The 21403-nt window shown below is 73.7% G+C and carries 19 protein-coding genes; 9 read left to right on the top strand and 10 right to left on the bottom strand.

Annotated elements, in window-relative coordinates:
* Positions 1–33 precede the first annotated feature (33 nt).
* Entirely contained in the window at positions 34–597 is a 564-nt protein-coding gene (locus ACQPZP_RS17210) for a hypothetical protein (RefSeq protein ID WP_433478614.1), read from the top strand.
* Positions 594–1703 (top strand): PrsW family intramembrane metalloprotease, encoded by a 1110-nt coding sequence (locus tag ACQPZP_RS17205; protein WP_433478613.1) that lies wholly within the window; start codon positions 594–596, stop codon positions 1701–1703. The genes ACQPZP_RS17210 and ACQPZP_RS17205 overlap by 4 nt, the downstream gene beginning before the upstream one ends.
* Here the strand turns inward: ACQPZP_RS17205 and ACQPZP_RS17200 are convergent.
* The gene (locus tag ACQPZP_RS17200; protein WP_433478612.1) at positions 1669–3045 is read right to left on the bottom strand and encodes an MFS transporter; all 1377 of its coding nucleotides are present in this window, start codon (positions 3043–3045) and stop codon (positions 1669–1671) included. The genes ACQPZP_RS17205 and ACQPZP_RS17200 overlap by 35 nt on opposite strands.
* A 96-nt stretch (positions 3046–3141) precedes the next feature.
* Here ACQPZP_RS17200 and ACQPZP_RS17195 point away from each other — a divergent pair, with 96 nt between their 5' ends.
* Positions 3142–4020: a LysR family transcriptional regulator gene (locus tag ACQPZP_RS17195; protein ID WP_433478611.1), complete on the top strand. Its 879-nt coding sequence runs from the start codon at positions 3142–3144 to the stop codon at positions 4018–4020.
* A 91-nt stretch (positions 4021–4111) separates the two neighbouring features.
* Entirely contained in the window at positions 4112–5746 is a 1635-nt protein-coding gene (qcrB, locus tag ACQPZP_RS17190; RefSeq protein WP_433478610.1) for a cytochrome bc1 complex cytochrome b subunit, read from the top strand.
* Between the two features lie 31 nt (positions 5747–5777).
* Here the strand turns inward: qcrB and ctaD are convergent, their stop codons facing one another.
* Positions 5778–7460 carry an aa3-type cytochrome oxidase subunit I gene (gene ctaD, locus ACQPZP_RS17185; protein WP_433478609.1) on the bottom strand — a complete coding sequence of 561 codons (1683 nt, stop codon included), beginning with the start codon at positions 7458–7460 and terminating at the stop codon, positions 5778–5780.
* 130 nt (positions 7461–7590) lie between these two features.
* Here ctaD and ACQPZP_RS17180 point away from each other — a divergent pair, with 130 nt between their 5' ends.
* Both ACQPZP_RS17180 and ACQPZP_RS17175 read left to right on the top strand, forming a co-directional pair.
* Entirely contained in the window at positions 7591–8241 is a 651-nt protein-coding gene (locus ACQPZP_RS17180) for a hypothetical protein (protein ID WP_433478608.1), read from the top strand.
* A 79-nt stretch (positions 8242–8320) separates the two neighbouring features.
* Positions 8321–9508: a zinc-dependent alcohol dehydrogenase gene (locus tag ACQPZP_RS17175; protein WP_433478607.1), complete on the top strand. Its 1188-nt coding sequence runs from the start codon at positions 8321–8323 to the stop codon at positions 9506–9508.
* A 15-nt stretch (positions 9509–9523) separates the two neighbouring features.
* Here the strand turns inward: ACQPZP_RS17175 and ACQPZP_RS17170 are convergent, their stop codons facing one another.
* The 8 genes from ACQPZP_RS17170 to ACQPZP_RS17135 all read right to left on the bottom strand — a co-directional run bounded on the left by ACQPZP_RS17170 (position 9524) and on the right by ACQPZP_RS17135 (position 18706).
* Positions 9524–10393, bottom strand: coding sequence for a hypothetical protein (locus tag ACQPZP_RS17170; RefSeq protein WP_433478606.1), 870 nt, complete (start codon positions 10391–10393; stop codon positions 9524–9526).
* 11 nt (positions 10394–10404) lie between these two features.
* The gene (locus ACQPZP_RS17165; RefSeq protein WP_433478605.1) at positions 10405–11580 is read right to left on the bottom strand and encodes a cytochrome P450; all 1176 of its coding nucleotides are present in this window, start codon (positions 11578–11580) and stop codon (positions 10405–10407) included.
* Between the two features lie 10 nt (positions 11581–11590).
* Positions 11591–12799 carry a PucR family transcriptional regulator gene (locus ACQPZP_RS17160; RefSeq protein ID WP_433478604.1) on the bottom strand — a complete coding sequence of 403 codons (1209 nt, stop codon included), beginning with the start codon at positions 12797–12799 and terminating at the stop codon, positions 11591–11593.
* 13 nt (positions 12800–12812) lie between these two features.
* Positions 12813–13853 (bottom strand): polyprenyl synthetase family protein, encoded by a 1041-nt coding sequence (locus ACQPZP_RS17155; RefSeq protein ID WP_433478603.1) that lies wholly within the window; start codon positions 13851–13853, stop codon positions 12813–12815.
* Between the two features lie 82 nt (positions 13854–13935).
* A complete protein-coding gene (locus tag ACQPZP_RS17150; protein WP_433478602.1) occupies positions 13936–16635 on the bottom strand; it encodes a PEP/pyruvate-binding domain-containing protein in 2700 nt (899 codons plus the stop codon).
* 2 nt (positions 16636–16637) lie between these two features.
* Positions 16638–17270 (bottom strand): methyltransferase family protein, encoded by a 633-nt coding sequence (locus ACQPZP_RS17145; protein WP_433478601.1) that lies wholly within the window; start codon positions 17268–17270, stop codon positions 16638–16640.
* A 7-nt stretch (positions 17271–17277) separates the two neighbouring features.
* Positions 17278–18093 carry an AfsA-related hotdog domain-containing protein gene (locus tag ACQPZP_RS17140; RefSeq protein ID WP_433478600.1) on the bottom strand — a complete coding sequence of 272 codons (816 nt, stop codon included), beginning with the start codon at positions 18091–18093 and terminating at the stop codon, positions 17278–17280.
* Positions 18094–18376: 283 nt separating this feature from the next.
* Complete coding sequence (locus ACQPZP_RS17135; RefSeq protein ID WP_433478599.1) at positions 18377–18706, bottom strand: hypothetical protein; 330 nt, start codon at positions 18704–18706, stop codon at positions 18377–18379.
* 464 nt (positions 18707–19170) lie between these two features.
* Between ACQPZP_RS17135 and ACQPZP_RS17130 the strand changes: the two genes are divergently transcribed.
* The 3 genes from ACQPZP_RS17130 (at position 19171) to ACQPZP_RS17120 (ending at position 21296) form a co-directional block, all read left to right on the top strand.
* Positions 19171–20454, top strand: coding sequence for a helix-turn-helix domain-containing protein (locus ACQPZP_RS17130; RefSeq protein WP_433478598.1), 1284 nt, complete (start codon positions 19171–19173; stop codon positions 20452–20454).
* 138 nt (positions 20455–20592) lie between these two features.
* Positions 20593–20949, top strand: a complete 357-nt coding sequence (locus ACQPZP_RS17125; protein ID WP_433478597.1) for a histone-like nucleoid-structuring protein Lsr2 — start codon at positions 20593–20595, stop codon at positions 20947–20949.
* A 17-nt stretch (positions 20950–20966) separates the two neighbouring features.
* Positions 20967–21296 carry a histone-like nucleoid-structuring protein Lsr2 gene (locus tag ACQPZP_RS17120; protein ID WP_433478596.1) on the top strand — a complete coding sequence of 110 codons (330 nt, stop codon included), beginning with the start codon at positions 20967–20969 and terminating at the stop codon, positions 21294–21296.
* The last annotated feature ends 107 nt before the right edge of the window (positions 21297–21403 follow it).

The raw sequence follows: 21403 nt of genomic DNA, 5'->3' as shown, positions 1-21403 counted from the left end.
GCATTTCCGCAGCGCACGTCATCGGGGGGTTGCGTGGCGCGGGTGAGATGGTGGGGCACGGGTCTCGTGGCCCTGGTGCTGCTGGTCCTCGGCGCCGGGCTGCCCCTGCTCGACAAGGCCCTCGGAAGCCGCGGAACGCCGCTGGCGCCGGGGACGGTGGTGTCGGTCGGGACGGAGCGGGACGGCGTCCGCCCGGTGACGTTCGTGGTCCCGTCCCCCGGATGGGTGCTGGACAGGGCCGACACCTCGCTCGCCAGCAACGCCGAGTTGCTCAGCGGCGGTGTGGTGTTCAGCCTCAGCGTGGTGGTCCCGCTGGGCTCGGTGGACGCGCGGAAGCTGTGGAACGGCCTTGGCCGGATCGTCGCCGCGGGCGGGCACGCGCGCGTGCGGGCGCAGCCCGTCCCGATCACCACGGCGCACGGCCTGACCGGGCTGACGGGTGGGCTCGCCGGGCGGCGGCGCGCCGGCATGGCGACGGTGTTCGCGAAGGACACGCTGGGGGCCACCGTGACGGCGTCGGGTCCACCGCGCGCCTACCGGGAGGTGGCCTCGGAGGTCGAGGCGATGGTGCGGACGATCAGGATCGCGGCGCCATGACGGTGACCCGCGGCGCCCTCGCGCACCGTCCCGCGTTCTGGCTGTGGGCGGCCGCGTGCCTGCTCGGCGCCTGGATCGCGGTTCGCGGGATCGGCGCGCACGTGGCGGCGTTCCCGGGCGGTGCGATCGCCGGTGCCGCGCTGCTCGCGCCGACGCTGGCCGCCGGGGTGTGGATCCTGCGGCGGCTGCACCCGGTCCGGTCGCGTCCGCTCGGGTACGCGCTGATCGCGGTGGCGTGGGGCGGGCTGGCCGCGTTCGGGACGGTGCTGCCCGCGAACGCGGCGCTCCAGGCGATCATCGGCAAGACCGCGGGGCCGGGCTTCAACGCGGCGTGGGGCGCGGCGATCGCGGCCCCGGTGAACGAGGAGATCCTGAAACTGCTCGGTGTCGCGACGCTGGCGCTGATGGCGCCGTCCGCGATCCGCGGGCCGCTCGACGGCTGGGGGTACGGCGCGCTGTCCGGGCTGGGATTCCAGTTCGTGGAGAACTTCCTGTACGTCCTGAACACGATCGTGCTGACGGGCGCCACACAGGACGCGAACGCGGCGTTCTTCTCCTTCGGCAGCCGGGTGGTCGGCGGGGCGTGGTGGAGCCACTGGGCGATGACCGCGGTCGGCGGCGCGGGCCTCGGCCTCCTGATCGGGCGGGTGTCCCGGGCGAACCTCGCGATCGCCGTAGGCGCGTTCGTCCTCGCGATGGCGCTGCACTCGTGGTGGGACGCGCCGGCCCTGTCCGGGCTCGCCCTGATGCCGGTGAAGGGGGCGCCGATCCTGATCGCCGCCGTCGTCACCTACCGCCTGGCCAGACGCCGCTACCTGTCGCATTTCCGGCGGACCGTGCACGCGGAGACGGCGAGCGGCGTCCTCGTGCCGGGCGAGGGTCACGTGCTCGCGTTCCGCAAATGGCGCCGCAAGGAGCGGTGGGACGTGCCGTCCGGGGAGCCGCGCCGGCTGCTCGCCCGGCTCCGGGCCACCGAGCTCGACCTGATCGAGGACGGGCTCGGCGGCCTGGAACCGGACCCGCGGGCGGCGGACCGGCTGCGGGCCGACATCCGCGACCTGCGGCACGACCTCAGGGCGTCCGCCGCGCCGCCGCGCGTGGCGTGAGGAGCAGGACGGCGGCGCAGACGGCGGCGGCGAGGAACAGCGCGTAGGCGGGGTCGCGGGAGCCCCCGCCGACGGACGCGAACGCGCCCATGACGGCGACGCCCAGCGTGGCGCCGAACTGCCGGACGGCGCCCAGCAGGCCGCCCGCCGCACCGGCCGTCCCGTCCGGCGCGGCGGCGACCACCATGGTGGCGAGGGCGGGCAGCGCGAACGACACGCCGAAACCCGTGCAGAGCAGGCCCGCGACCAGTGGCGGGTAGGACGCGCCGCCCCGCAGCACCACCCCGAACAGCAGTCCCCCGGCCGTCAGCAGCCCGAGGCCGGCGAGGACGGGCCGGCGGGGACCGGTCCTCGCCACGATCCTGCCGGTGATCAGGGGGTTGAACGCGAACGGCAGCGTCATCGGCAGGAACGCCAACCCGGTCTGGAAGGCCGTCAGGCCCAGGGTCTGCCGGAACACCAGCGGCAGCACGAACAGCACGCCGGTCATGACGAAGTTGACCGCCGCGCCGGTGGCCAGCGCGGCCGGCATCCCGGGTGCCCGGAGCACGGCCGGCGCGATGACCGGCGCCCGGCTCCCCCGCTCCCGCACCGTGAACGCGGCGCCCGCCGCGGCCGCACCGGCCGCCGAGCCCGCGGCGTGCACGCCCGAACCGCCGCCGAGCGCGATGAGGGCGTCGGTCAGCAGGCCCATCGCCGCGCACGCCAGGAGCTGCGCCGGCCAGTCGATCGCGCGTGTGCCGCGCGGGCAGTGCACGGACCGCCCGGCGACCAGGGCGAGGACGACGACGGCCAGCGGCACGTTGATCAGGAAGATGGCGCGCCAGCCCGCGAGGCCGACCAGGGCGCCGCCCGCGAGGGGACCGGCGACGAGCGCGGCACCGCTGGTCGCCGCCCAGGTCGCCACGGCCCGGGCGCGTTCGGCGGGCTCCGGGTGCAGCCGGGCGATCACGGCCATGGACGCGGGCACGCACGCCGCGGCGGCGGCGCCGAGCACCGCGCGCAGGGCCACGAGCGTCCACAGGTCCGGCGCGGCGGCGCTGAGCAGCGACGCGACGCCGAAGGCCGCGATGCCCGCGCGGAAGACGCGGTGCGCGCCGTACCGGTCGGCGGCGGCGCCCGCCGACAGCAGCAAGGCACCGAACACGACGGTGTAGCCGGTGACGGCCCACTGGAGGCCCGCGAGCGTCCCGTGCAGGGAGCGGGCGAGGTCGGGTTCGGCCACCGACAGGACCGTCGTGTCGAGCAACACCATGAAGTATCCGAGGGAGACGCCGAGCAGCGCGGGGCGGCGCCGTACGACGGCGGCGTCCGCCGATGCGGGTGAGAGAACCGGGCTCATGGCGGACAAGTCTGGAAATTTCGACTCCAGGGCTCCACCGGCGGCGCCGCACGGGGCGTTCGGAATATCCGAACGCGCGTCCAGGGTTGCCTCGGCATGGAACTGCGCCAGCTGCGGACGTTCGAGGCCGTCGTCGCCCACCGGACGGTCACCGACGCCGCCAACGCGCTCGGCCTCGCACCGTCGTCGGTGTCGGAGCAGATCCGCGCGCTGGAGGGCTCGCTGGGCGTGCCGCTGTTCGACCGCGGCCCGAAGGGCATGCGGCTGACCCCGGCGGGGGAACGGATGCGCGGATGGGCGCGCCGGCTGCTCCGGCAGGCCGAGGAGGCCCGCAGCGAGGTGACCGGGGAACGGCCGGTGCTGCGGCTCGGCGCGCTGGAGTCCATCGCCGCCACGCACGTCCCCGGCGTCCTCGCGCGGCTGGCCGAGCGGCGGCCGGGCCTGCGGGTGGACGTCCGGTCCGACGCGGCGCGCGACCAGCTCCTGGACGCGGTCGCCGCCGGCACCCTGGAGGCCGCGCTGCTGCTCGACGCCGGCGACGACGTCGGCGGGCTCGGCTTCGCACCGCCGCCCGCGCCGCTGGACTTCGTCGACCTGGAACCGGTGCCGCTCGTCCTCGTCGCCGCGCCCGACCATCCGCTCGCCGGGGCGCCCCGCCTCGCCGCCGCCGACCTGCGCGGCGAGAAGCTGCTGGTCAACGTGCCGGCCTGCTCGTTCCACCTGGCCGGCGAGCGGCTCTTCGGCTCCACCGTCGAGCGGGTCCGCGCGGGCAGCGTCACCGTGATGGCGTCCTGGGCCGAGCGGGGGCTCGGCATCGCGCTGCTCCCCGAGTTCGCCGTCCGGGACCGGCTGGAGGCCGGAACCCTCGCCCGGCTCGCGTTCGATCCCCCCGGGCTCGGTCTCCGCCTCGTCTGGCGCGCCGATCGGGAGACGGTCCCCGGTTTGCGCGAGGTCCTCTACGCGGCGAGCGCCTGACCTGCTGCGGGGCCGCGTCCGCACTGCGTTTGCCCCACCCCGCCACGGGTACCGGGCCAGCGGATGCCACTGCTCGGCCGGGGAGAGCGCCATGGCGGGACGGAACGGCAAGGCGGCGAAGGCCGAGAGGCTGGAGACCCTGGTTCGGGGCGTGAACGACCGGCTCGGTTCGACCGAGTTCCTGGACAGGAACCTCCGGAAGGCGTTCCCGAAGCACTGGTCGTTCCTGCTCGGCGAGATCGCGCTCTACTCGTTCATCGTCCTCGTGCTCACCGGCGTCTACCTGACGCTGTTCTTCAAGCCGAGCGGCACGGAGCTGGTCTACGACGGCTCGTACACGCCGCTGAGAGGCGTGAAGATGACCGAGGCGTACGCGTCCACGCTGGACCTGTCCTTCGACGTGCGGGGCGGGCTGCTGATGCGGCAGATCCACCACTGGGCGGCGAACATCTTCGTCGCGGCGATCTGCGTGCACCTCATGCGCATCTTCTTCACCGGCGCGTTCCGCAAGCCGCGCGAGATCAACTGGCTGATCGGCACCACCCTGTTCGCGCTGGCCGTCGCGGAGGGGTTCGCCGGGTACTCGCTCCCGGACGACCTGCTGTCCGGCACGGGCCTGCGCATCTTCGAGGGCATCCTGCTCTCGGTGCCGCTGATCGGGACGTACGCGAGCATGTGGCTCTTCGGCGGCGAGTTCCCGTCCAGCGCGGAGTTCATCCCGCGCCTGTTCACCGTGCACATCCTGCTCATCCCCGCGATCCTGCTGGCGCTCATCACCGCGCACCTGATGATCCTCTGGCACCAGACGCACACGATCTTCCCCGGCAAGGGGCGGCGGGAACGCGCGGTGACCGGCGAGCCGACCTTCCCGCACTTCGCCGCTCAGAGCACCTCCTACTTCCTCTTCACGTTCGGTGTCCTGGCCGGGATCGCGACGTTGCTGCAGATCAACCCCGTCTGGCTGTACGGGCCCTACGAACCGGACCAGGTCTCGTTCGGCTCGCAGCCGGACTGGTACGTCGGTTTCCTCGAAGGCTCGCTGCGCATCATGCCGCCGCTGACGACGACCGTGGCCGGGCACGACATCGCCTGGAACGTGCTGCTGCCGGCGATCGTCCTCCCCGGGGTCTTCTTCACCCTCATCGGGCTGTACCCGTTCGCCGAGCGCTGGGCCACGGGGGACGAGCGCCTCCACCACCTGCTGGACCGTCCGCGGAACGTTCCGACCAGGACGGGGATCGGCGCCGGGGTCGTCGTCTGGTACGCCAACCTGGTGGCCGCGGGCGGCAACGACGTCATCGCCAACACCTTCAAGATCCCGCTGTTCTGGACGACCTGGTTCTTCCGGATCGGCTTCTTCGTCCTCCCGATCGCGGCGTTCGTCATCGCCCGGCGCGTCTGCCTCAGCCTGCAGCGCCGCGACCTGCAGATCCGGGCGGAGGGCGTGGAGAGCGGCCTGATCTCGCTCCGCCCGGACGGCGGGTTCACCGAGCGGCGCGAGCAGCCGTCGGAGGAGACGGAGGCGATCCTGGAGACCCGGCAGCCCGGCGAGCTCGTCGCGCCCTACCCGCACCACCTGATCCCGCTGCCGACCCCGGACCGCGCCCGCACCCAGGTGCGGACGCGCGCGAACCGCTTCTACCTCAACTACCAGGCCGAGTCGCAGGGCGGTGGCCAGGGCAACCTGGAGGAGGGCTCCCCGGAGGACGGCCACGACCGCGAGTGACGGCGGGCCGGGCACCGGCGTCGCCCTGGACTTACTCCTTCGGGCCGGGGATCGCGAACTCGGCCTCCTCGGGCGGCTCCTTCGGCGGGTAGTGCAGGTCGAACGCGGGACGGAAGGAACGGATCCGCGGCATCGACTCGAAGTTGTGCCGCGGCGGCGGGCAGGAGGTCGCCCACTCCAGCGAGCAGCCGGTGCCCCACGGGTCGTCCGTCGTGACCTTCTCACCGCGTCGCCAGGTCCACAGGACGTTCCACAGGAACGCGAACGTCGACGCGCCCAGGACGAACGAGCCGATCGACGAGACCATGTTCAGCGTCGAGAACTGGTCGGGGTAGTCGGCGACGCGGCGTGCCATGCCCTCCGCGCCCAGCCAGTGCTGGACGAGGAACGTGGTGTGGAAGCCGGCGAACAGCGACCAGAAATGGATCTTCCCCCAGGTCTCGTTCAGCATCCGGCCGGTCATCTTCGGCCACCAGAAGTAGAAGCCGCCGAACATGGCGAACACGACGGTGCCGAACAGGACGTAGTGCAGGTGGCCGACGACGAAGAAGGAGTCGGTGAGGTGGAAGTCCATCGCGGGCGAGGCGAGGATGACCCCGGTGAGCCCGCCGAACAGGAACGTGACGAGGAACCCGATCGCGAACAGCATCGGGGTCTCGAACGTCAGGTGGCCCTTCCACAGCGTCCCGACCCAGTTGAAGAACTTGATCCCGGTCGGGACGGCGATCATGAACGAGGTGATGGAGAAGAACGGCAGCAGCACGCCGCCGGTGGCGAACATGTGGTGCGCCCAGACCGTCATGGACAGCCCGGTGATGGCGATGGTGGCGGCGACCATGCCGAGGTACCCGAACAGCGGCTTGCGGGAGAACACCGGGAGGATCTCCGTGACGATCCCGAAGAACGGCAGCGCCGCGATGTAGACCTCGGGATGGCCGAAGAACCAGAACAGGTGCTGCCAGAGCAGCGCGCCGCCGTTCGCGGAGTCGAAGATGTGCGCGCCCAGCTTGCGGTCGGCCTCCAGCCCGAACAGCGCCGCGGTCAGCACCGGGAAGGCGATGAGCACCATCAGGCTGGTCAGCAGCGTGTTCCAGGTGAAGATCGGCATCCGGAACATCACCATGCCGGGGGCGCGCATCGCGATGATCGTGGCGATCAGGTTCACCGAGGTGAGGATCGTCCCCGCACCCGAGACGATCAGTCCCATGATCCACATGTCCGGGCCCGGGCCGGGCGAGAACGTCTGCGACGTCAGCGGCGAGTAGGCGAACCACCCGTACGCGGCCGCGCCGCCCGGCATGACGAACGAGGCCAGGACCATGAGCGCGCCGAACAGGAACAGGTAGTAGGTGAGCGCGTTCATCCGCGGGAACGCCACGTCCGGCGAGCCGATCTGCAGCGGGACGAGGACGTTCGCGAAGCCGGCGAACAGCGGGGTCGCGAACAGCAGCATCATGATCGTGCCGTGGATGGTGAACAGCTCGTTGTAGGTGTGGTTGTCCACCACCCGCCTGCCGGGCTCCAGGAGTTCGGCCCGCATCAGCATGGCCATGACGCCGGCGGCGAGGAACATCGCGAACGACGTCACGAGGTACAGGTAACCGACCATCTTGTGGTCGGTCGTCGCCAGAATGTGGCTGATCTTCGTCCCCTTGCGGTGCCGCGCGAGCGCGTCGGCGACGCTGGTGTCGTTCCAGCCCTGCACGGCCGTCATCCCAGCCCTCCCCCCACGTGCGACCCCTCCGGGGCAGTTGCCGCACAGGGCCGTTTCAAACGCATCACGGTAGAGGCCGGGAAGTTCGGGAAGGCCGCGGGAAAACGGCACTTCCGAAGGAGTTCCCCCAGTGCCACTCGACAAGCCCTCCTATGGGGCCCGTGGACCCGCGACCGCTTCCGCGAGGCGCGGCCCCGAACAGGACATCAGAACACGGGCCGATGTCACGGCCGCGCGGGACGAGGCCGCGCTGGCGCTCGACCGCCTCGACACCGTGCGAAGACGGGCCCGCCGCGATGCGGACGGAGTCGCGGTGATGCGGCCCGTCCAGGAGCAGCGGCTCGCGGAGGCGGCGCGTGCCCTGGCGGAGGCGGCCCGCGAACTGACACGTCTCGTCCGCGACTGCGGCCCGGAGCCCGCCGCACGCGCCACCGCCCACGGCTCCGCGCGGACCCCCGTCAGGCGGCCCGCCGGGGACGAGCCGCTCGTGACGCTCGACCTGGCACACCGCGTCGCCCCCGGCTGGCGGCTGTGCCAGTTCACCACCGCCGACCGGGACGCCCACCGGTGGCATCTCCGGCACGAGGGCCACGAGGGCGGGACCGTGACGCACGTCCTCGGGCTGCGCGGGCGCCGGACGGGCTGGGAGGCCCGCGACGCCCGCGGATTCCGGCTCCGGCCCGGCCCGGGACCGGAGGCGTACCGGCTCGGCGTGCCCCATCTGTGGGCGACCAGGACGGCGGCCGTCCGCGCCGTCGCGCGCGCCCACCGCTGCCCCTGACCCGCGGGCGGCCGACGTTTCGCCCTGGTCGTCGGGGTAGGGCGGGCCTTGGACGGTCCACGCCCACTGGAGGAACACGATGAAGGCTGTCACCTGGCACGGCAAGCGCGACGTCCGCGTCGGCAACGTGCCCGACCCGAAGATCAAGGAGCCGGACGACGCGATCATCCGGATCACCTCGTCCGGGATCTGCGGGTCGGACCTGCACCTGTACGAGGTGCTCGGGCCGTTCCTCGGCGAGGGCGACGTGCTCGGCCACGAGCCGATCGGGATCGTCGAGGAGACCGGGCCGGAGGTCTCCCACGTCAAGCCGGGCGACCGCGTGGTCATTCCGTTCAACATCTCCTGCGGCCGCTGCCACATGTGCGACATGCAGCTGTTCGCCCAGTGCGAGACGACGCAGGTCCGCGAGCACGGCATGGGCGCTGCGCTGTTCGGCTACACGAAGCTGTACGGGCAGGTGCCGGGCGCGCAGGCCGAGTACCTGCGGGTGCCGCAGGCGCACTTCGGGCCGATCAAGGTGCCGGAGGGCCCACCGGACGAGCGGTTCGTGTACCTGTCGGACGTGCTGCCGACCGCGTGGCAGGCCGTCGACTGGGCCGACGTCCCGGACGGCGGGACGGTCACCGTGCTCGGGCTCGGCCCGATCGGGCAGATGGCCGCCCGGATCGCCCGGTATCTCGGCCACCGGGTGATCGCCGTCGACTTCGTCCCGGAGCGGCTGGAGATGGCCCGCCGGCACGGCGTCGAGGTGATCGACTCCGATGCGGCCGACGACGTCCCGGACGCGGTCCGGGAGCTCACCGGGGGCCGCGGCACCGACTCGGTGATCGAGGCGGTCGGGATGGAGGCGCACGGCTCGCCGGGCGCCAAGCTGGCGCAGACCCTCACCGGGCTGATGCCCGGCAACTCCGCGGCGCCGCTGATGCAGCGGGTCGGGGTGGACCGGCTCGCCGCGCTCGGCACCGCGATCGAGGCCGTCCGCCGCGGCGGGACGATCTCCATCATCGGCGTCTACGGCGGCATGACGGATCCGCTGCCGATGCTGCGGATGTTCGACAAGGGCATCGCGCTGCGGATGGGCCAGGCGCATGTGAAGAAGTGGATCGGCGACCTGATGCCGCTCGTCATCGACGACTCCGACCCGCTCGGCGTGATGGACCTCGCGACGCACCGCTGGCCGCTGGAGAAGGCGCCGCGCGCGTACGAGATGTTCCAGAAGAAGCAGGACGGCGCCATCAAGGTGCTGCTGCAGCCCGGGGCCTGACGCCATCGCGTTCCCTCACCGGGCCAGCCCGAGCACGAGGTAGCTCGCGAAGGCCGACAGGAGATACAGCGGGGGCGCGGCGGGCGGCCAGCGGGCCCGTCCGCGCCGGAAACTCCACGCCGCGAAGGCGGGCAGGACGAGCGGGACCGCCGCGACGAGCGTCCACCCGTCCGCCGCCTGCGAGAACGCCGCCAGCAGAAGGGCCGACAGCACCGGAACGGCAAGGGCGAAAGCCACGGTTCCGTGGACGCCGAGCGTGGCCGCATAGGTCCGCTCCCCTGCCCGCGGCACCCGGGTGATCTTGCCGGCCAGCTCCGGATGGCCCGCCGCGAGCACCACCACGACGACGGCGACGAGCCCGTAGCGGTCGGCGCGGTGGCCGGCCTCGTCCAGGTACCCGGCGTACAGGTAGAGGTGGAGGAGCACCGGCGCGGGCAGGCTGACCAGCAGGCTGGTGAACATCCTGTCGGCGGACGGCCGCCGCCACCGCCGGTGCACGCCGATCACCGCCGCCCCGTACCCGAGCTGCAGGAGGAGGACTCCGGCCCGCCACGGCCATGCGGCGTTCAGCACCGCCAGGGTCACCGCGCCCACGCAGTACAGAACGGCCAGGTCACCGACGCGCACGGCCCCCGACGCCAGCGGACGCCCAGGGTTGAACCGCCTGTCGTAGTCCAGGTCGCGGATGTCGTCCAGGGCCCGCATGAGGAGCAGGTCGACGAACAGCGACACCGCCGCGACCGCGGTCCCCGCCTCCGGCCGCCACCCTCGAACGCCCGGATCGACGGCGGCGAACAGTCCGCTGACCCCGTAAGCCCAGAACCCCGCGACCACGAGGGAGGGCGCGGGTGGATGACTCCGCCGGACGAACCGTCCGATCCGCACCCACCGCCTTCTCACCGCGCCTGCCCCCGGGGCCAGGTGACGGGGAGCCGCCAGAGACCTCGGATGAACATCCGCTCGCGCCATGCGAGTTGAGCGGGGTCCACGGCCAGGGACAGGTCGCCGAAACGGTGCAGGAGGGCGGTGATGGCTATCTGAAGCTCGGCACGGGCGTGGGGGGCGCCCAGGCACATGTGGCGGCCGTGGCCGAAGCCCAGATGGGGGTTCGGGGAGCGGGCGGGGTCGAACTCGTCCGCCTGCGGGAAGGTGGTGGGGTCGCGGTTGGCGGCGTCGGTGAGCGGGATGACGACATCGCCCCGTGAAAGGGATGCTCCGGCGAGTTCGGCGTCGGCGAGGACGACGTGGGGCCGGCCGCCGGTGCCGGCGAACCAGACCCAGCGCAGGAACTCCTCCACGGCCGACGGGACCAGGGACGGGTCGGCGCGCAGCCGGGCGGCCAGCCCGGGGCGCGAGACCAGTTCCAGGACGCAGGCCGCCAGCAGGTTCGACGTCGTCTCGCCGCCCGCCATCAGCAGTCCGGCCCCGAAGACGATGATCTCCTCCTCGGCGAGGCCGGAGCCGTCCAGGAGCGCGGAGAGCAGGTCGGCGCCGGGCAGCGCCCGGCGCGCCGCCACCTTGCCGGCGAAGTAGCCGTGCATGCCCTCGTGCGCGGCCTTCACCTCGGCGGCCGGGTGGTGACCGGCCGACATCATCGCGCCGACCCACGGCAGGAGGCGTCCGAGGTCCCCGGCGGGGACGCCGAGCATGTCGCAGATGACCGCGTAGGGGAACGGCGTGGCGAACCGGGCGATCACGTCGGCGGGCGGGCCGTCCGCCTCCATCTCGTCCAGCAGGCGCTCGGCGAGCGCCTCCATGCGCGGCCGGTCCGCGTCGGCGCGCCGGGCGGTGAACCATGCCCGGACGGCCTTCCGGCGCCGCGTGTGCGTCGGCGGGTCGCTCGCGGCCAGGGCGAGGGACTCCGAGGTCCGGGCGAAGAGGGTGCCGCCCTTCCAGGCGTCCCGGCTGAACCGGTCGTCGGACAGGACCGTCCGGACGTCGGCGTGCCGGGTCACGAGCAGGGCCCTGTGGCCGCTCGCCAGCACGACCGGCACCAGCGGCCGCCCGCGGAGGAGGCGCAGGTGCTCCTCGTCCAGCGGGACGCCCGGACGGTCCGGCAGGGGGAAGTCCATCGGGTCTCCTTCAGGCGCTCAGCGGCGGGGGCAGGGAGGCGTCCTCGGCCCGGAGCCCGTCACGTTCCAGGCTCGTCAGCCGGGCCGAGGTGAGGGCGGCGCGGAACAGCTGGATGCCGCGCGCCGAGCTGGGGTCGACGCCGGACAGGTCCCGGATGCGGTCCAGCCGGTAGTGCAGCGTGCGGCGGTGGATCCACAGCTCCCGCGCCGCACGCTCGCGGTCGAGGTTGCAGGCGAGCAGCACCTCCAGCGTCCGGCGCAGGTCGGTGCCGGCGTCGAGCGGGGACAGCACGGCGGCGAGCCGGCCGCGGATGGCGGGCTGCCCGAGGATGGCGAGCTCCACGAGCAGTTCGTCCGCCCGGTAGGGCCGGTCCTCGGCGTCCGGGATGGCCTTGACGATCGTCAGGACCCGGGAGGCCTCCTCCAGCGCGGCCGGGATGTTCGCGGCGCCGCGCCGGTAGGACTCGGCGGCGTGCACCGGCCCGCGCGCGCACGCGGCGAGGCCGGCGGTGAACTCGGCGGCCCGGTCCTCGGCGCGCAGGACGTCGGCGGCGGGGAACAGCACGACGAGCCCGGCGAGGTCGCCGGCGTGCAGGACGTCCTCCCAGGTCTCCAGGTGCTCGCTCGCCCGCTCCCAGTGCGACGCCGCCGTGAGCGCCGGGGCCTCGCAGCGCAGGACGAGGTAGGCCGGCGCCAGCCGGACGCCCGCCGCCTCCGCGATGACGCCGGCCGGGGCGCCGTCGATCAGGGTCTCGGCGAGCAGCCGGCGCAGCGGGCGCGACCTCGCGCCCTCGCAGGGCGCCTCCGCGTAGCCACGGATGCACGCCTCCCGCGCCCCGGCGGCGAGCCGCGCGGCGTGCGCGGTCAGCTCGGCCATCTCGGTGAAGAGGCCGGGCGGCGCGATCGTCCAGCAGGTGCGGGCCGCGGCGGCGAGGGCGAGGTCCCAGGCCTCCGACAGCATCGGCAGCGGGATCGCCTGCCGCGCCGCGAGGACGCCGAGGTCGCGGAAGCGCCCCCGGTCGTCCTCCGGGAGGGGGTCGCCGGCGACGGCGACGCCGAGCAGCCGGGCGCAGGTCTCCCGGTGCCCGCCGAACATCGGGCCGGCCGCGCGCCTGATCGGCTGGTAGGCGGGGTGGCCGTGCAGCGCCTCCCGGACCGCCGTGGCGACCCGCGGGCAGTGCGCCGTGAGGATTTCCGGAAGTCCGCCGGAAACGGTCATCGACGGTCCTCCCCTAGGCCACGGCCAGCCGGAACCGGGGCAGGTGGCCGACGGTCTCGTCGACCAGCCCGTGCAGTTCCCGGACGCAGCCCGGATCGCCGCCGAGCAGGTCGAGGAGGCCGTGCGCGCGCCCGATCAGCGGCGCGACGGAGGCGGCGTAGGACTCGATGACCTCGTGGTCGAGCATCCGGGCGGCCAGCTCGGCGCGCGCGGACGCCGAGTGCCGCGCGGCGGCGTGCAGGGCCAGCGCCTCCCGGCGGCGCGCGGCGGGCAGCACGGTCAGCAGATGGACGAGCAGGTACGTCGCGGTGCCGTTGGCAAGATCCTCGTGCCGGCCGGAGGCGAGGTCGCGCTGGTCGTTGACGAGCTGGCGCAGCACGCCGAGCGCGCGCCCGAACTCGCGCCAGCCGGCCACCCGGCGGCCGTCCGCGCCGGCCAGGCAGGCCGCCGAGGCCGCGGCCATCGCGTACGGCGAGCCCGTCTTGCCCTCGTAGGAGCGCAGCACCGACGCGCGGGTCGCGGCCGGCGCACGCTCGGTGAGGTCGCGGAGCTGGCCGTCCACGGCGTCCAGCCAGGCCCGCGACAGCTCGTCGGCGAGCGCGGCGCGCACGGCGCGGCCGACGGGCAGGCCCGCGATGAGCCGGGCGGGCAGGTGGCCGCCGGCCGCGAGCGCGGTGACCACCTTCTTCCCGGCGTCCGCGCCGTCCGGGGGCGGCCCGCCGGCGTCGGTGAGGTCGTCGAGGTAGCGGGCCGACGCCCACCAGAGCAGGTGGATCACGGCGGCGGGCTCGGCGCCCGGCTCGCCGGTGTCCGCGCCGTGCACCAGGAGCGGAAGCGTGATCATGCCTTTCATCCCGGGACGCGAGCCCTTGGCCCGGACGAGGTCGAAGAACTCCACGAGGAACTCCGACATGGCGCCGCCGACCATCTCGCGGCCCTCGTCCAGGCCCATCGCGAGGCCCTCGGCGAGCAGTTCGCACAGCCGGGCCATCTCCGCCTCGACCTCGGCGATCGCCCGTTCCTGGGCGGCCTTGCCGAACACTCCTTCGTCCACGTGCCAGCTCCTCTGCTGCTGCGGGGTGTCTCCGGGCGTCGCCCGGAGGTGGTGGCGCGCGCCGGTCGCCCGGCGGCGCCGGTCATCGGGTGACGCGCCCGTCCAGGACCCGGACCGTGCCGGCGCGCCCGTCCAGCTCGATCCAGGCTCCGTCGGGGATGCGGTCGACGGCACCGCCGACCGCGACCGCGGTCGGCACGCCGAGCAGACGTCCGGTGACGGCGGTGTGCGAGAGCAGGGTGCCGCGCTCGACGACCAGGCCGGACGCGGCGATCATGAGCGAGAGCCAGCCCGGATCGGTCTCGCGCGCGACGAGGATCCGGCCCGCGCAGCCTTCGGGCGCGATGCCGGGGTCGAGGACGACCTTGGCGCGGCCCCGGACCGTCCCGCCGCTCGATCCGAGCCCGCGCAGCACGTCGCCGTCGTCCGCGCCCCCCGCGGCACAGGCCGGGCGGACGTGCGTCAGGGCCGCCGCGGCGGGACGTCCGGCCGGGACGGAGAACAGCGCGGGCAGGGGCGGGACGTCCCTGTGGCGGCCCCGTTCCGCGCGCCGCACGGCCGCTAGGCCGCGCAGGTCCGCACCGGGGAGCGTGCCGTCGAACGCGCCGACGACCTCCTCGGCGGTGAGGTCGAGGACGTCCATGGGGTCGTCGAGCGCTCCGGCCTCGGCCAGGTCCGCGCCGAGCCGCCACAGGACCGCCCGGGACAGCCCGAACAGCTGGGTGCGGGCGAACCGGGTGTCCTCCCGTGCCCGGACGAGCCATCGCATCATGGACAGCAGCGCGTGCAGGACGGTGCGGCGCGCCGGGCCTGGACACGCCGCCCGCAGGCGCCGCCGGGCGTCCGCCGCGGCGCGCGCCTCGTCCGCCCGGCTGGCGGCGACGGTGGCGCCGCGCCGGACCAGCGGCGCGATCGTCCGGGCGAGCATCCAGGGCCGCTGGCGCGGCGTGGGCTCGTCGAGCTTGAGGTCGTGCGGCGCGCGGTCCCCGTAGCGCCGCAGGTAGGCGCGGGCGGCCGCGGCGATGTGGGAGCCGTGCCGGCCGGCGGCGATGTCGTCCCAGACGGCCTTCAGGTGCTCCTCCTCGGTGCGTCCGTCCGGCTCGGCGAGGAGCGCGGCCTTCAGGTCCGGTATCGCGGCGGCGCGCTCGGCGAGGGCGATCGCGGCGCGGGCGGCCGCGAGCGAGCGGTTCTCACGCCCCCCGCACAGCAGCCCGACGAGCGTCTCGGGACCGGCATCCGCCCAGCGCCGCAGCAATCCGATCCCGGCCCGCATGACGAGGAGCCCGTAGATCCCGTTGGCGAGCGTGACGCCCCAGCGCACCGACACCTCGGCCCACACCCGCCGGTACAGGGTGATCAACTCCTCCGGGGAACGTTCGTCCAGCGGGCGGGCGGCCGGATCGTGCACCTCCGCCATCAGGCCGTCCCACCAGCGCAGGAACCGCGCGATCGCCCGCCGATGCCCGGCCGCGTGCCACGCGACCGCCGGCAGCGCGGCGGCGACGCGGACACGCGACCGGCGACGGGAGGCGCGTGCCTCGCCGGTGATGCCCATGGCCTCCTCCCATCCGGCGCGGACGAGGTCGAACACGGGCAGCTGGCCGTGCAGCTCCTGCCAGTCGTCCAGCCGGTAGTGGACGCGGCCCTCAAGGAACCCGACCATGCGCGCCAGCCGGTGCGCGTTCGCGCGCAGCCGCGGGGCCGGCACGCCCATCCGCCGGTACAGGTCGGTGAAGGCCAGCTCGTAGAACACGCGCGCCTGCGAGTAGGTGAGCGCGCCCGACACTCCCGGGAAGCTCTCGGTGATGTTGTGGCCGCCCCAGTGCACGCGCGCGCCGGCGTCCTGCGCGGTCGGGGCGAGGGGCCGCGCCTGGACGAGATGGACGGCGCCGTCCGGTGTGATCGTCCCCTCGATGTCCTGCGGGCGGGCGAACCGCTCCTCGACGCGGGCGGCGAGGACGGCGATCTCGCGGGCCTCGTCGTCGGTGAGCACGGGCGCGTCCCGGAGCCAGCCCGGCACCTCGACCACGCGCGGGGTGGTCTCGCCGCCCGCGGGCGGCCCGACCATGCGGCGTTTGACGACGACTTCGGCGCGGACACCGTTCGTCCCTGGATCGACGAAGAAGTGGTCGACGTCGGCCTTCTCCTGGACGACGCCTTCCCCGATCCCGTGCGCCGCGGCGATGACATGGCGCCGAGTCCCGTCGCGGGGGTCGCGGGTGAACGCGACGAACGAGCGCGTCCCCGGAACCATCCGCTGGATCCCGACGGCCACCCTGGCGCCCGCCGGATCGACGCCCCTCAGCATCCGGTACCGGACGGCCTCGGCCTTGAACGCCGACGCCCAGCAGCGCGCCACCGCCTCCAGCAGCCCTTCACGCCGCACGTACAGGAAGCTGTCGCTCAGCCCGGCGAACGGATCGTCCTCGGAATCCTCTCCCCCGCCGTCCGCGCCCGGCACCACACAGGCCCGCACGGCCACCGTCCCGGTCTCCTGCGGGCGGACGGCTCCCCGCACAGAAGGCGGGCCGCCGACGAGTTCGTCGAAGGCGTCCAGCAGCCCGGCGGCGAGCTCGCCTTCCGGGACGGCCCTGGACAGCGCCGACGCCGCTGACGCGCACCAGTCGGCGGCCGGCACCGACCCGGCCGGCGGAAGGGCGTGCCTGAGCGCGTCCAGTGCCCCGTCGAACTCGGACGCGGGCAGGCAGAAGAAGTCCGGGACGGGGAAGCCCGCCACGCGAAGCGTCTCCAGCCGCGTGAACTTGTGGCCGATCTCGCCCATGCTCACCACACCTTCGGCAGGACACGCGGCTTGCCCGCGGCGTAGTGCGCATAGCCCGGAACGTCCCAGAGGGCCCGTTCCTCGCCCCTGATCCGCCAGGCCACCGCCACGGCCAGCAGGAGCAGCGCCGCCACGCCCGCCGGGGTGAGGAAGAAGCACGTGAAGCCGATGTGAGCGAGCAGCATCCCCGCGTACGCCGGATGCCGGACGATCCCGTAGAGCCCGCTCGTGACCACCCGGTGGCCGTCCTGCCGCATGACGTGGTGGGAGTAGAACCGGCCGAGCGCGCGGATCGCGGCCTGCCGCAGCGCCACGCCGGCGGTGAAGGCGGCGGCCGGGGCGAGCAGCCACGGCGACCAGCCGTCCCAGGGCAGCGGCCCGAGCGATGCCGATACGACGAGCAGGAGGCGGGCGAGCGCGTACGGGAGCAGCGTCCGGGCGTCGGCGGGCGGTGCGGCGGCGCGGCGGAACGTCACCGGGGCCTCCAGCAGGAGCCAGCCCAGGTAACCGGTCAGCAGACCCGCCGCGACGTGTTCCGCCGTGCCACCCCGTCCCGCATGCAGGACGACGCCCGCGGTCAGCGCGGCCGCCCCGGCGACGAACAGCAGGCGGGGCGCGAGCGTCAGCAGCCTCATGACGTGATCACCGCGACCGGGTGCGCTCGTACTGCTCGGGGTCCACCGCGTACGCCTCGTAGGCGAGCGACCCGAGATCGGCGCCGGTCGAGGCGTCCGCCAGCGTCGCCGCGCACCGCGAACGGCGCCCGGGGACGCGCGTGACGGGCCAGCGCAGCAGCAGCGGCACGTCGCGGCGGACGCGGTACGGGATGTCCAGGCGCAGCGCCACCCACAGCAGCGTCGCGTCCATGGGCCTGCCGTGCTCCTCGTGCTCCAGCATCGTGGCGAACTGCCGGCCCGCCTCGACGATCTCGACGGGCCCGCGGAACTCCGCCGGCGGCCTCTCCCCCGCGGGGGGCCGCAGGACCGCGCACTCCACCACCCCCCGGCTCGGCCGGACCGGCTCGCCGACCAGGATGTTCTCCGGACGGCGCCGGTGGACGAGGTCCGCGGGCGCCCGGCCCGCCCTTGCGGGGGGTGCGAGCGGAGCTGCGGCCGCGCTCGGCTCCGGGGCCTGGTCGGCGAACGCGATGGAGCCCCCGCACACCTCCTCGGCGCCCTGGCGGGCGGCGACCGTCCAGGCCCGGTTCCGGCCCGGGACCGGGCGGCACGACAGGGTCGTGCCGCGGTCCAGCTCGCAGAACCGGGTGAAGTCCAGGCCGGCGGCGACCCGGCCCGGCCGCCGCCCGCGCGCCCGCAGCGCGTCCGCCCGGACGGCCAGCTCCAGCAGGCCGCTGAACAGCAGCATCCCCGGCACATGGTCGAGCGGATGGTCGAAGTAGAAGGGATCGGACTCGTCGACGACCAGCTCGCGGAAACGATCGATGACGGACGCGGTCATGCGCCCTCCTTCCAATTGACCCGAGCTCACCGGCACCCGCCGAAAACTGCGGACGCCCTTCTGGGGAAGGGCGGATAAGCCGACCGGACGGCCGTCATCTTGCTACAGAATTGCGCCCGGCTGAACTGCACTCCCGGGCAGTCCGGGCGGCGCCGGGCTGCCCGGTCCGGCAACCCGGTGCGGCCCGGACACGCTCCGTGCAAGGCCGTTACATCCCGGAAACCGCATGTCAGCGTCCGCTTGCAGGACATGCGGGAGCGGAGCGCCGGACCGACCGCGCACGTCACCCGGCACCCTGGAGACCGATCGCCGCGCGTTTCACCGTGATCAACAGGAAAATTCGGCGGGCGAATCGTACAAGGTATATTTTCAAATTATTGTTCAATCGGCCCGGATACCGCATGGCGCTGTGATGTTGCCCACAATTAATTGGCAGAATGCGGCCAATCCGCCGGGGCCGGGGCGTCAGGCCGGCACGTGCGCCTTCTCGCGCGTCCCGTGCCGGTGCGGCGATCTTGCGTGCCTGAACGGAATCGGCGGGCGCGTGCGCCTGGCTCAGCGCGGGCGACGTGCGGCCGTGGTCGGCCGTCACCGGTGCCTTCGGCGGCTCCACCCCGATCCCCTCGGCGACCTGGACGGCGAGGGTGTGGTCGACATGGTTGAGGTGCTCGACGACGCCCTCTCTCGCTCCGCTTGCGGATCTTGTCGCCGTCCACCCGCTCCCGGTGGTGGGAGAAGGAACCCTCGCCGCCGACGGCCGGGCAGCCGCCCGACAGCGAGTTCTCGTGGTAGCTCGCCTGGCCCTGGTGGACGTCCGTCTGGTGGCAGCCGTCGCGGTGGGGTCGAAGTCTCCCTGCCGCGTGTAGGGGCGGCCTACCCCGCCATTGCTGCGTCATGCGCTGTTTGACCGGAACTTGAGTTCGGCCGGCGCACCGCCGTCCGGACGGCCGCCCCGATTGTTAGAAGGCTGACAAACACCTCCGCGGACGGTGCGGACCGGTGAGTGTCGCCGGTCACGCGGCACGCCTAGTTTGAGAACCGCCGGCCCGCTCCGGCACGGCGATGGGAGGTGTCACCGTGACGACGGCGTACGACGAGACGCACCCTGGAACACCGGTCCTCGACGGCCTGGCGGACGAGCCGTGGCGGGACGTCCCGGCGGAGGAGGCGCGGTGGATGCGCCCCCGCCTTCCCGAACTGCTCGGCGTGATGGTCGAGGGCGTGCTCCGGCACGTCCCCGAGTACGACCGGCCGGGTGACGCGGCCTACTGGCGGGTGGCCGAGGCCGCGGTCGCGCACGCGATGGAGCACTTCGTGCAGATGATCGCCGACCCGGACGCCTCGTGGAAGGAGGTGTACCAGGTCTTCTTCGACGTCGGGTACGGCGAGGCCATGGAGGGCCGCAGCCTGGAGCACCTGCAGAACGCGATGCGCGTCGGGTCGCGGCTCGCCTGGCGGCACCTGGCGGTCGAGGCCGAGCGGCTCGGCCGTCCCCCCGCGCTCGTCAGCCTGCTCGCCGAGGCGAACTTCGCCTACCTGGACGCGCTGGCGTCCGCGGCGGCGCACGGCTACGCCCGGGCCCGGGAGAGGGCCGCGGGCGAACGCGAGCAGCGCCGCGGCCGGCTGCTGACCCTGCTGCTGTCGGACCCGCCGGCGCCGCCCGAGGTCGCCCGCGAGCAGTCCGCCCGGGCCGGCTGGCCGCTGCCCCGCCGGCTGGCGGTGATCGTGCTGCGGCCGCGGCCGGGCAGCGGCGGGGAGGGCCCCGCCGGGCTGCCGCCGTCCCTGCTGACCGGCCTGGACCACGGCCGCCCCTGCCTGGTCATGCCCGACCCGGACGGCCCCGGACGCGTCGACGAGCTGGCCGCGACGCTCGCCGGCTGGACCGGTGCGATCGGCCCGGCCGTCCCGGCACAGGAGGCCGGGACGTCGCTGCTGTGGGCGCGGCGCGCGCGCGACCTGGCGCCCGCCGCGCCGCCGCCCTCCGGTCCGGCCGGGCCCGCCCCCGGCCGGACCGGAGGGCGGCGGCGCGGCGGGCTCCTCGTCCGGGCCGAGGAGCACCTGCCCTCGCTGCTGCTGCGCGAGGGGGCGTCGCTCGCCTCGATCGTGGCGTCCCGGCGCCTCGCCCCGCTGGACGAGGCCGCCCCGCGGCAGGGGCTGCGGCTCGCGGTGACGCTGCTGGAGTGCATGAAGCACGGCTTCAACGCCACGGGCGCCGCCGAGGTCCTGTGCGTGCACCCGCAGACCGTGCGGTACCGGCTGGCGCAACTCCACGAGATGTTCGACTTCGACATCGAGGATCCGGAGATCCGGCTGGAGATGATGCTGCTTCTACACACCTGGATCCAGCGCAACGGCGGCTGACGCCGCCGCCTTAACGTTCCGCCGCGCCGCCGTGCGCTTTTTCTCACGCCGCCCGCGCGTCCCCGCGTCCTGCCGGGCCACGGAATCCGCTACGGTCGGGGGCGCCGCGTAGGCGAGGGGAAGGAAGACACAGAACACATGGCCGAGAAGGTCATTCGGGTGGACGACATCGACGGCTCCGAAGGAGCCGATGTCGCAAAGCGAGACTTCGAAGTCTTGGGCCGGACGTTCACGATCGACCTGAGCGATGACAACTACAAGCGGCTGAACGAGATGCTGGACGCCCTCGCGCCCTTCATCGAGAACGCCGCCGAGGTGAAGCCCGCCGGGAAGGGCCGCAAGTCCCGCGTCGCGAAGATCAAGGGCTACACGAACGGCGATGTCCGCGACTGGGCATTGCGTCAGGACATCGAAGTCTCCGAACGTGGCAAGATATCGGATGAGGTCTATGCTGCATTCATCGAGGCACATCCGGACGCCAAGCCGGACGCATAGCTAGAGGGAGTCCCCGCATGGCACAGAAGGTCGAAGTCCTTCTCGTGGACGACATCGACGGAGGAGAGGCCGACGAGACCGTCAGCTTTTCCATCGATGGCACGTCTTATGAGATCGACCTGAGCAAGAAGAACGCCGCCAAGCTGCGCAACGGCCTTGAGCCGTTCGTCGCCGGTGCCCGCAAGGCGCGCAAGGCCCCCGGCCGGGGTGGCCGCGGGACGCGCACCGCGGGCAGCCGCGAGCGCTCCGCCGAGATTCGCGAGTGGGCGAAGAACCGGGGCATCAAGGTCAATGAGCGGGGTCGTATCCCCGCCAATGTGATCGAGCAGTACGAGGCCGCGCACTAGCGGAAGCCGCGCGGCAGGCGGCGTTCCGGCACGACGCCGAGGGGCCGGGGTGGAATTCTCATCACCCCGGCCTCTTCCGTGCGCAACGGGCAAATCGTCCGGCATTG

Origin of the sequence: Spirillospora sp. CA-142024, assembly GCF_050942325.1 — a bacterium.
In the GTDB taxonomy this organism is placed as follows: Bacteria; Actinomycetota; Actinomycetes; order Streptosporangiales; family Streptosporangiaceae; genus Spirillospora.
This window is presented reverse-complemented; position numbering and strand designations above follow the sequence as displayed.